10 protein-coding genes and 1 rRNA gene are annotated in these 10,037 nt (G+C 67.2%); all 11 read left to right on the top strand.

The genetic code is table 11. The features are described 5' to 3' along the window. Positions 1–91: ribosomal RNA gene (rrf, locus tag ADK36_RS05770) — 5S ribosomal RNA — on the top strand; the annotation flags it as partial. Between the two features lie 109 nt (positions 92–200). After that, positions 201–809, top strand: a complete 609-nt coding sequence (locus ADK36_RS05765; RefSeq protein ID WP_048587380.1) for a CDP-alcohol phosphatidyltransferase family protein — start codon at positions 201–203, stop codon at positions 807–809. Positions 810–924: 115 nt separating this feature from the next. Next, positions 925–3,420, top strand: a complete 2,496-nt coding sequence (locus ADK36_RS05760; protein WP_048587379.1) for a mannose-1-phosphate guanyltransferase — start codon at positions 925–927, stop codon at positions 3,418–3,420. A 96-nt stretch (positions 3,421–3,516) separates the two neighbouring features. Next, positions 3,517–4,428, top strand: coding sequence for a DUF881 domain-containing protein (locus ADK36_RS05755; protein ID WP_107083975.1), 912 nt, complete (start codon positions 3,517–3,519; stop codon positions 4,426–4,428). Further along, entirely contained in the window at positions 4,425–4,757 is a 333-nt protein-coding gene (locus tag ADK36_RS05750) for a small basic family protein (protein ID WP_003988855.1), read from the top strand. The genes ADK36_RS05755 and ADK36_RS05750 overlap by 4 nt, the downstream gene beginning before the upstream one ends. A 5-nt stretch (positions 4,758–4,762) precedes the next feature. Further along, positions 4,763–5,602, top strand: coding sequence for a DUF881 domain-containing protein (locus tag ADK36_RS05745; protein WP_048587377.1), 840 nt, complete (start codon positions 4,763–4,765; stop codon positions 5,600–5,602). Between the two features lie 61 nt (positions 5,603–5,663). Continuing rightward, the gene (locus tag ADK36_RS45860; RefSeq protein ID WP_078916816.1) at positions 5,664–6,569 is read left to right on the top strand and encodes an FHA domain-containing protein; all 906 of its coding nucleotides are present in this window, start codon (positions 5,664–5,666) and stop codon (positions 6,567–6,569) included. Between the two features lie 41 nt (positions 6,570–6,610). Then, on the top strand, positions 6,611–7,348 hold the full coding sequence (locus ADK36_RS05735; protein WP_048587375.1) for a MerR family transcriptional regulator: 738 nt from the start codon (positions 6,611–6,613) through the stop codon (positions 7,346–7,348). 85 nt (positions 7,349–7,433) lie between these two features. Next, positions 7,434–7,907, top strand: a complete 474-nt coding sequence (locus ADK36_RS05730) for a bifunctional nuclease family protein (protein ID WP_004002801.1) — start codon at positions 7,434–7,436, stop codon at positions 7,905–7,907. 220 nt (positions 7,908–8,127) lie between these two features. Next, complete coding sequence (locus ADK36_RS05725; RefSeq protein WP_078916815.1) at positions 8,128–8,790, top strand: MerR family transcriptional regulator; 663 nt, start codon at positions 8,128–8,130, stop codon at positions 8,788–8,790. A 114-nt stretch (positions 8,791–8,904) separates the two neighbouring features. Beyond that, positions 8,905–10,037, top strand: a 1,133-nt coding sequence (locus ADK36_RS05720; RefSeq protein WP_107086832.1) for a DNA polymerase IV, incomplete at its 3' end; no start/stop codon positions are given.

Genomic DNA, 10,037 nt, shown 5'->3' with positions numbered 1-10,037 from the left:
GCCCGGTTACATTCCGAACCCGGAAGCTAAGCCTTACAGCGCCGATGGTACTGCAGGGGGGACCCTGTGGGAGAGTAGGACGCCGCCGAACTCCTTTTAGAGCTCTGGCTCTTGGGCATACAGCCCGAGGGCCAGAGCTTTTTTGTGTTGAGGTAGGGTCAGGGGGCATCGTAGGTACGTTTCCCACAGGAGGCCCCCGGGTGGAGGTCCAGGAGACCCGCGTCCAGACGGACCGGGTACTCACCATCCCCAACATCCTCAGCATGGCGCGGCTGCTTGGCGTGCCGCTGTTCCTGTGGCTGATTCTCAGGCCTGAGTTCGGCGGGCCGAAGAGTGACGGCTGGGCACTGCTGGTGCTGGCTCTAAGCGGCGTCAGTGACTATCTGGATGGCAAGCTCGCGCGGCGCTGGAACCAGATCAGCAGCCTCGGCCGGCTTCTCGACCCCGCGGCTGACAGGCTCTACATTCTCTCGACTTTGGTCGGACTCACCTGGCGCGAGATTCTGCCAGTCTGGTTGACGGCTGTACTTTTGGCGCGTGAGCTGGTTCTGCTGGTGATGGTGGGCATCCTCCGGCGTCATGGCTATCCGCCGCCGCAGGTGAACTTCCTTGGGAAGGCCGCCACGTTCAACTTGATGTATGCCTTCCCGCTGTTGTTGCTCAGTGACGGAAGTGGGTGGATCCCGTCACTGGCTGCTATTTTCGGATGGGCGTTCGCCGGATGGGGTACGACGCTGTACTGGTGGGCAGGAGTCCTCTACGTGGTACAAGTCCGCCGCCTGGTTCGTGCGGACGCCATGGCCGATTGAACTCTCGGATTGAAGCCGGCGTAGCGGCTCGATGGCCCGCAGTGGAAAAGTGCGGGACAATCTGGACGGGTGAAGTCGGCTAGACCGTCGTCTCTTCAAGGAGGACGCTTCCGACATGAAGGCCGTCGTGATGGCCGGGGGCGAGGGCACGCGCCTTCGTCCCATGACCTCAAGCATGCCCAAGCCGCTCCTACCGGTGGTCAACCGGCCGATCATGGAGCACGTTCTGAGGCTGCTCAAAAGGCATGGGCTGAATGAGACCGTCGTGACAGTTCAGTTCCTGGCCTCCCTGGTCAAGAACTACTTCGGTGACGGTGAAGAGCTCGGAATGGAGCTCAGCTATGCCAATGAGGAGAAGCCACTCGGTACCGCCGGAAGCGTCAAGAACGCCGAAGAGGCGTTGAAGGACGATGCTTTCCTCGTCATCTCCGGTGATGCCCTGACCGACTTCGACCTCACCGAGCTGATCAATTTCCACAAGGAAAAGGGCGCGATGGTCACGGTCTGTCTGACCCGTGTGCCCAATCCGCTGGAATTCGGTATCACGATCGTTGATGAGGAGGGCCAGGTCGAACGCTTCCTCGAGAAGCCGACCTGGGGGCAGGTCTTCTCCGACACCGTGAACACCGGCATCTATGTCATGGAGCCCGAGGTCTTCGACTATGTCGAGCCCGACGTTCCCGTGGACTGGTCCGGCGATGTCTTCCCGCAGTTGATGAAGGAAGGCAAGCCGATCTATGGGTATGTCGCGGAGGGCTACTGGGAGGACGTCGGTACCCACGAGAGTTACGTGAAGGCGCAGGCCGACGTCCTGGAGGGCAAGGTCGACGTCGAGATCGACGGCTTCGAGATCTCCCCGGGTGTGTGGGTGGCGGAAGGTGCCGAGGTGCATCCCGATGCCGTGCTTCGCGGCCCTCTGTACATCGGGGACTACGCCAAGGTCGAAGCCGGTGCGGAAATCCGGGAGCACACCGTCGTGGGCTCGAACGTCGTCGTCAAGAGCGGGGCGTTCCTGCACAAGGCTGTGGTGCACGACAACGTGTACATCGGGCAGCACAGCAATCTGCGCGGTTGCGTCGTCGGAAAGAACACCGACATCATGCGCGCTGCCCGGATCGAGGACGGCGCGGTCATCGGTGATGAATGCCTGATCGGTGAAGAATCGATCGTCCAGGGTAATGTGCGCGTCTACCCGTTCAAGACCATCGAGGCCGGCGCCTTCGTCAACACCTCGGTGATCTGGGAGTCGAGGGGGCAGGCGCATCTCTTCGGCGCCCGTGGTGTCTCCGGGATCCTGAACGTGGAGATCACGCCCGAGCTCGCCGTGCGCCTCGCCGGCGCTTATGCGACGACCCTGAAGAAGGGGTCCACTGTCACGACGGCCCGCGATCACTCGCGTGGCGCCCGAGCGCTGAAGCGGGCGGTCATTTCCGCGCTTCAGGCCAGCGCCATCGACGTACGCGACCTGGAGAACGTACCGCTGCCTGTGGCGCGGCAGCAGACCGCGCGGGGTAGTGCCGGTGGGATCATGATCCGGACGACGCCCGGAGTGCCGGATTCGGTGGACATCATGTTCTTCGACGGGCGGGGGGCCGACCTGTCGCAGGCCAGTCAGCGGAAGCTGGACCGGGTGTTCGCGCGGCAGGAGTACCGGCGTGCGTTCCCGGGTGAGATCGGGGATCTGCACTTCCCGGCCAGTGTTTTCGACTCGTACACCGGGTCGCTGCTGCGGAACGTCGATACGACGGGGATCTCGGAGTCGGGGCTGAAGGTTGTCGTCGACGCCTCGAACGGCAGCGCAGGGCTGGTGCTGCCGAGTCTGCTCGGCAAGCTCGGTGTGGACTCGTTGACCATCAACCCCGGTCTTGACGAGTCCAGGCCCACGGAGTCGGCGGATGCGCGGCGGTCGGGGCTGGTGCGGCTGGGAGAGATCGTGGCGTCCGCGCGGGCCGCGTTCGGGGTGCGGTTCGACCCGGTCGGCGAGCGGTTGTCGCTGGTCGACGAGAAGGGGCGGATCGTCGAGGACGACCGGGCGCTGCTCGTCATGCTCGACCTCGTGGCCGCGGAGCGGCGCAGCGGGCGTGTGGCGCTGCCGGTGACCACCACGAGGATCGCCGAGCAGGTGGCGGCGTACCACGGGACACAGGTGGAATGGACGACGACCTCGCCGGACGACCTGACCCGGGTCGGCCGCGATGACACGACGATCTTCGGCGGGGATGGCAAGGGCGGTTTCATCGTCCCGGAGTTCAGCAGCGTCTTCGACGGGACGGCGGCCTTCGTGCGGCTGATCGGTCTGGTGGCGCGGACCCAGCTCACGCTCAGCCAGATCGACGCGCGGATTCCGCGGGCGCATGTCATCAAGCGGGATCTTGCGACTCCGTGGGCCGTAAAGGGTCTTGTGATGCGTCGGGTCGTGGAGGCGGCAGGTGATCGCTTTGTCGACACGACCGATGGCGTGCGGGTAGTGGAGACCGACGGGCGCTGGGTGATGGTGCTGCCCGACCCGGCCGAGGCCGTCACGCATCTCTGGGCCGAGGGGCCGGACGATGCCTCCGCGCAGGCCCTGCTCGATGAATGGGCGGCCGTCGTGGACAGCGCCGGCCGCTGAAGCACGGACCACGCGTGCGTGCCGGACAGGCATCCTTAGGGGCCTGCTCGGCACGCCGGTGGGGCCATTCGGAGGTATCGGTGGCGACGTGCGACGATGTGCGGCATGCCGCAGCCCCCCGTTCGGAGCACACCTACGCGCCCCACGCGTCCGGACGCGTCCATGTCGCTGCTCACCAACGTCATGGATCACAGCCTCGACGACGGCTACGCCGAGGCGGCCGCCCGTAAGAAGGCCGCAGGCGACGGAGGCCTGCCGAAGACACTCAGAGCGAAGCTCGGGCTGGCGGCCGGCCTGGTGCTCGCGGCGCTCGTGGTGACCGTGGGAGCCGCGCAGGCACGGGTCGCGGCGCCCGTCGTGGCCAAGGAGCGCGAGGAACTCGTCGACCGCATCGACCGCGAGACCGCGGCTGCGGACCGGCTGGAGGAGAGCGTCGACAAGCTGCGAGACGACGTGAGTGCCCGGCAGCGGGAAGCGCTGAAAGCGACTGGTGACGGTGATCAGGCGGAGCTCGTGGGCATCTTGGCGGGCTCAGTCGAGGTGCACGGTCCCGGTGTGAAGCTGGTCGTGAACGACGCCAAGGAGACCACCTCCGGAGGCGACGGCAACCCGCGTGGGACGTCCGGGTTCTCCGACACCGGCCGGGTGCGCGACCGCGACATGCAGCGGGTGGTCAACGGGCTGTGGGAGTCGGGCGCCGAGGCCGTCTCGATCAACGGGCAGCGGCTGACGGCCCTGTCGGCGATCAGGGCCGCGGGTGACGCGATACTGGTCGACAACAAGCCGCTGGTGCCGCCGTACACGGTGCTCGCGGTGGGGGACGGAGAGAGGCTGAGCACGAGGTTCCAGGACAGCGCCGACGGGCTGTATCTGCACGCCCTGCAGGAGAACTTCGGGATCAGGACCAGCATTTCCGTGCAGGAGGACCTCCGGCTTCCCGCCGCACCGAGTGTGATCGTACGTACAGCACAGCCGAACACCGAGAAAAGCGAGAAGGGCACATCGTGATCGCCGTACTGGGCCTCGTCGTGGGAGTCGTGGCCGGCCTGTTGGTCCGGCCCGAGGTTCCGGCGGTCGTCGAGCCTTATCTGCCGATCGCCGTCGTGGCGGCTCTCGACGCCGTCTTCGGCGGTCTACGGGCCATGCTCGACGGGATCTTCGACGACAAGGTCTTCGTCGTGTCGTTCCTGTCCAACGTGGTCGTGGCCGCGCTGATCGTGTTCCTGGGCGACAAGTTGGGCGTGGGAGCCCAGCTGTCCACCGGTGTCGTCGTCGTGCTCGGTATCCGGATCTTCTCGAACGCCGCGGCGATTCGCCGGCACGTCTTCCGGGCGTGAGGCCGATGAGCAACCACGACGAGGCCGCGGAGAACAGGTTGCGCAAGGAACTGCCCGAGGAGGTGCCTGCCGCCGACGAGGCGGAGGCCGTGGACGCCGCCACCGAGGAGCAGCCGCCCCAGTTGACCGGTCGGCAGCGGCTGGCGAAGGGGCTGTGGCCGCCCAGGGTCACCAGAGCCCAACTCATCGTCGCCCTGCTGCTGTTCGGCCTCGGCTTCGGCCTGGCCGTCCAGGTAGCGTCGAACAGCGACGGCGACAGCGCCCTGCGCGGCGCACGTCAGGAAGATCTGGTTCGCATCCTCGATGAACTGGACGACCGTACTCAGCGTCTTGAGGACGAGAAGCAAGGTCTCGAAAAACAGCGGGACGAACTGGAGAACAGTTCGAACCAGGCTGAGGAGGCCCGCAAGCAGACGGTCGAGAAGGAGAAGCAACTCGGCATTCTGGCGGGCACCGTGGCCGCGCAGGGACCTGGCATCACGATGACCATCGACGACACGAAGGGGACGGTCGAAGCGGACATGCTGCTCGACGCGATCCAGGAGCTGCGCGCTGCCGGCGCTGAAGCGATCCAGGTGAACGGCGTACGCGTCGTCGCCGACACCTATCTGACCGATTCGGGCAACAGCGTGAGCGTCGACGGGAACAAGATCAACGCTCCCTATCGTTTCAAGGTCATCGGCAAGCCGCAGGACCTCGAACCGGCGCTCAACATCCCTGGAGGCGTGGTGCAGACCCTTGAGAAGGAGCAGGCCACCGTGACCATCGAGCGGTCGGACAAGATCCTCGTGGACGCCTTGCGAGCGGCGAAGCGGCCTGACTACGCTCGGTCGTCCTCACAGTGAACCGGGGGTGCATGGGGGACGTCCGGCGAGGGCATGAGGTTGCGGGGGGTCGGCGCACCGAATGGGTGGTGCGTGGTGGAAACTGTCTGGTGGAGACGGACGTTGTGAGGATGTCCGGGTCGTTCAGAGAGTGCAGTCAGGGTTCGTCCTGCCCCACGGGCGGGTCTGTTTCGGTCAAGGGGAATCGCCCGTGAAGTTGTTTGCGAAGTTGTTCGGCAAGAGCGCGCGAGAGGGTAGCGACAACGCGACCTCTCGTCACCGCGCACAAGGGGACGAAGAGGGCCAGCGTCCCTTGTTCCGGGATCAGGTGTCTGGGCCGGGCGGTGACATTTCCGGAGGTCAGGGCGCGCCGTCGGTTGACCCTGGCCAGTCCGGAGGCATAGGTTTCGGGCAACCGTCAACCTCAAGTACGGGTGGAGGGTTTTCCCCGATGTCGGCCCTGGTGTGTACGAGGTGCGGTAACCGCAACGCGGAGAACAGCCGCTTCTGTTCCAACTGTGGCGCGCCGCTGCGGGCCGGTGCGACGCCCGAGCGCCCGTCCGAGACGACGTCCACGATCTCCATCTCCGGTCTTGAGGCCTACGACGCCGAGGCCACCGGCCAGACGCCGATCCCGGCGCTGTCGCCCGAGGCACAGGCCGCCGTGGACGCGCTGCCGATGGGCTCCGCGCTCCTGGTGGTGCGTCGTGGGCCGAACTCGGGCAGTCGCTTCCTCCTTGACGGCGATCTGACCACGGCCGGGCGTCACCCGCAGAGTGACATCTTCCTGGACGACGTCACGGTCTCGCGACGGCACGTGGAGTTCCATCGCGGCCAGGACGGCTCGTTCACGGTGGCCGACGTCGGCAGTCTCAACGGCACCTACGTCAACCGTGAGCGGATCGACCGGGTCGCTCTGAACAACGGTGACGAGGTGCAGATCGGCAAGTACCGGCTGGTCTTCTACGCGAGCCAGCGGGGCTACTGACCCTCCCCCGGAGCCCGTCCGGGGAGACCCAGGGAAGGTCCATGCTGAAAACACCGAGCGGCGGTGCCGGCTACGGCATCGCCGCCACGGACAGTCGGCTGATGAGCATCGGCGCGGTGCTGAACGTGCTGCGCGAGGAGTTCCCTGACATCACCATCTCCAAGATCCGCTTCCTGGAGTCGGAGGGTCTTGTCGAGCCGCAGCGGACCCCCTCGGGGTATCGCAAGTTCAGCACGCGGGACGTCGAGAGGCTCGGTCACGTCCTGCGGATGCAGCGGGACCACTATCTGCCGCTCAAGGTCATCCGCGAGCATCTGGATGCCATGGAGCGCGGTGAGGCCGCGCCGCTGCCGGCCCTGTGCCGTCAGCGTGATGGAGAAACGGTCCTGGAGCCCGTCGAGCCGCCCGCACCGGCCCGGATCGGGCGGTCCGCGCTGCTTGCAGCTGCCGAGATCGGTGAGCAGGAGCTCACGGAATGGGAGTCGTACGGCCTGATCACCCCGCTGCCGGACGGGGCGTACGACGCGGAGGCGGTCACCGTGGCCTCGCTCGTCGCCGAGCTGGGGCGGTTCGGGATCGAGCCAAGGCATCTACGGGTGATGAAGGCCGCCGCGGACCGGGAGGCCGGGCTCGTGGACCAGGTCGTGGCGCCGCTGCGCCGCCACCGCAACCCGCAGACCAGGGCTCACGCCGAGGCGCGCGCGAAGGAGCTGGCGGGTCTCACCGTGAAGCTGCACTCCGCGCTGGTGCAGACCGCTCTCGGGGTGCGGCTGCCCTGAGCGGGGCATGCACAGGGAGGCCGGATCGGCCACCCGTTCTCTGCCCGACTACCCAAACGTCCCGAGCACGGCCTAGGGTTGCTGTGTGAACGAGCTCGATGTCGTAGGTGTCCGGGTCGAAATGCCCTCCAACCAACCGATCGTGCTCCTGCGTGAAGTGGGAGGCGACCGCTACCTCCCCATCTGGATCGGGCCGGGGGAGGCGACGGCCATCGCCTTCGCCCAGCAGGGCATGGCCCCCGCGCGACCGCTGACCCACGACCTGTTCAAGGACGTGCTGGAGGCCGTCGGCCAGGAGCTCACCGAAGTGCGCATCACGGACCTGCGTGAGGGTGTCTTCTACGCCGAGCTGGTCTTCGCCAGTGGTGTCGAGGTGAGCGCCCGTCCGTCCGATGCCATAGCGCTGGCCCTGCGCACCGGAACGCCGATCTACGGCAGCGACGGCGTCCTCGACGACGCCGGCATCGCGATCCCGGACGAGCAGGAGGACGAGGTGGAGAAGTTCCGCGAGTTCCTCGACCAGATCTCGCCCGAGGACTTCGGCACCAGCAGTCAGTGAGGCGCACAGTCGGTTACTACGCAAATGCCGGCATTTGCCAGCGGCGAGGGAGAGCGTCCTGCGGCCCGCTCCGAGCGCATTCGGCTAGCCTTTCCCCGCGGTGGGGTGCGGGAAACCACTCCTAGGGTGATTATCACTCGGCGTGCCGAGTGTGGCGATCGTTGACGCACCCCTGGTGACTGCCTACCGTCGAGAAGGCAGGTCAAGGACGGAGGTCGGCGTGAGCAGCAGCGGCGACGGTACGGCTGGGGGTGCCCCGGGGCGCAGTCTCGGGGCGAGCGGTCCGTACCCGCTTCATGGCAGCCCGCTTCAGGGCAGCGCGGCCGATCTCGCTCCGCAGCGACCGACGGCCGTGCCGAGCAGCGGCGGAGGGGCGGCGTCCATGGAGACCGAGCAGATCGGATACCGGGGTCCGACGGCGTGTGCGGCCGCCGGCATCACCTACCGGCAACTGGACTACTGGGCGCGCACCGGGCTGGTCGAGCCCAGCGTGCGGCCCGCGTACGGGTCGGGAACACAGCGGCTGTACAGCTTCCGGGACGTCGTCGTCCTGAAGATCGTCAAGCGGTTCCTCGACACCGGTGTGTCGCTGCAGAACATCCGTACCGCCGTCCAGCATCTGCGGGAGCGGGGCTTTCGGGATCTTGAGCGCATGACGCTGATGAGCGACGGTGCGACGGTGTACGAGTGCACCTCCCCGGACGAGGTGCACGCGCTGCTCCAGGGCGGGCAGGGAATCTTCGGGATCGCTGTGGGTGTGGTGTGGCGGGACGTGGAGAGTGCCTTGTCCCAGCTGCACGGGGAGCGCATTGACACCGGGGAGACCCTGGTCGGGCACAATCCGACGGACGAGCTGGCGCGGCGGCGTAACCGGGCGGTCTGAGCGGTTCCGCCGAGGCACATGTCGTAGTGGTGTGGCGGGCGGCCGAGGGCGGCGGGCGCCGGATCAGACGGTCGTAGCAGGGCATTGTCAGTGGCGTGAGGCAGCATCGGAGATGTGAGGAACGCGCCTACGATCCTGCATCTCGACATGGATGCCTTCTACGCCTCGGTGGAGCAGGCATCCAAGCCGAGCCTGCGCGGGAAAGCCGTCATCGTGGGCGGGCTCGGGCCGCGGGGAGTCGTCGCCACCGCGTCCTATGAGGCTCGGGTGTTCGGGGTGCACTCGGCCATGCCCATGGCGCAGGCGCGTCGGCTGGCGCCGAATGCCGCGTATCTCGTGCCGCGCTTCGGGATCTACCGGGACATCAGCGAGCAGGTCATGGGGCTGCTGCGGGAGCTGTCGCCGCTGGTGGAGCCGCTGAGCCTGGACGAGGCGTTCGTGGATCTGGAGGCGGGTGGGGCGGCCTGGGACGAGGCGTCGGCGCGGTTGGTGGGGGCGAGGCTGCGCGCCGACATACGGGCCGTCACCGGGCTCGCGGGGTCGGTCGGCCTGGCCGCGTCCAAGATGCTGGCGAAGATCGCCTCGGAGCAGGCCAAGCCCGATGGGCTGGTGCTGATCGAGCCGGGGACGGAGCGGGCGTTGCTCGGGCCGATGTCGGTGCGGACGTTGCCGGGGGTGGGGCCGGCGACCGGGGACCATCTGAGGCGGGCCGGGATCCACACGGTCGAGGAGATCGCCGAGGCGGGTGAGGACGAGCTCGTACGGCTGCTGGGCAAGGCTCATGGGCATGCCCTGTACGCCATGGCGCTGGCGCACGACGAGCGGCCCGTGGTGGCCGAGCGGGAGGCCAAGTCGGTGTCGGTGGAGGACACGTATGACGTGGACATCCACGACCGGGTGCGGGTGGGGCTGGAGGTGCAGCGGCTGGCCGACCGGTGTGTGCGGCGGTTGCGGGGGGCCGGGTTGTCGGGGCGGACCATCGTGCTGAAGGTGCGGCGGTACGACTTCTCCACGCTGACTCGTTCCGAGACGTTGCGTGGGCCCACGGATGATCCGGCGGTGGTGCGGGAGGCTGCGGCTCGACTGTTGGATTCCGTGGATACGACGGGTGGTGTACGGCTGCTGGGGGTCGGGGTCAGTGGGCTGGCCGACTACACACAGGAGGATTTGTTCGCGCAGGTGGCGGGGGAGAGCGCGGAGCATTCCGTGGAGGACGGTGAGGAGGAGCCGGCTGAGGAGCAGCGGGT

Source organism: Streptomyces viridochromogenes (assembly GCF_001270495.1).
GTDB lineage: Bacteria > Actinomycetota > Actinomycetes > Streptomycetales > Streptomycetaceae > Streptomyces > Streptomyces viridochromogenes_A.
The sequence above is the reverse complement of the archived record's forward strand: the minus strand, read 5'-3'. Positions and strand labels throughout refer to the sequence as shown.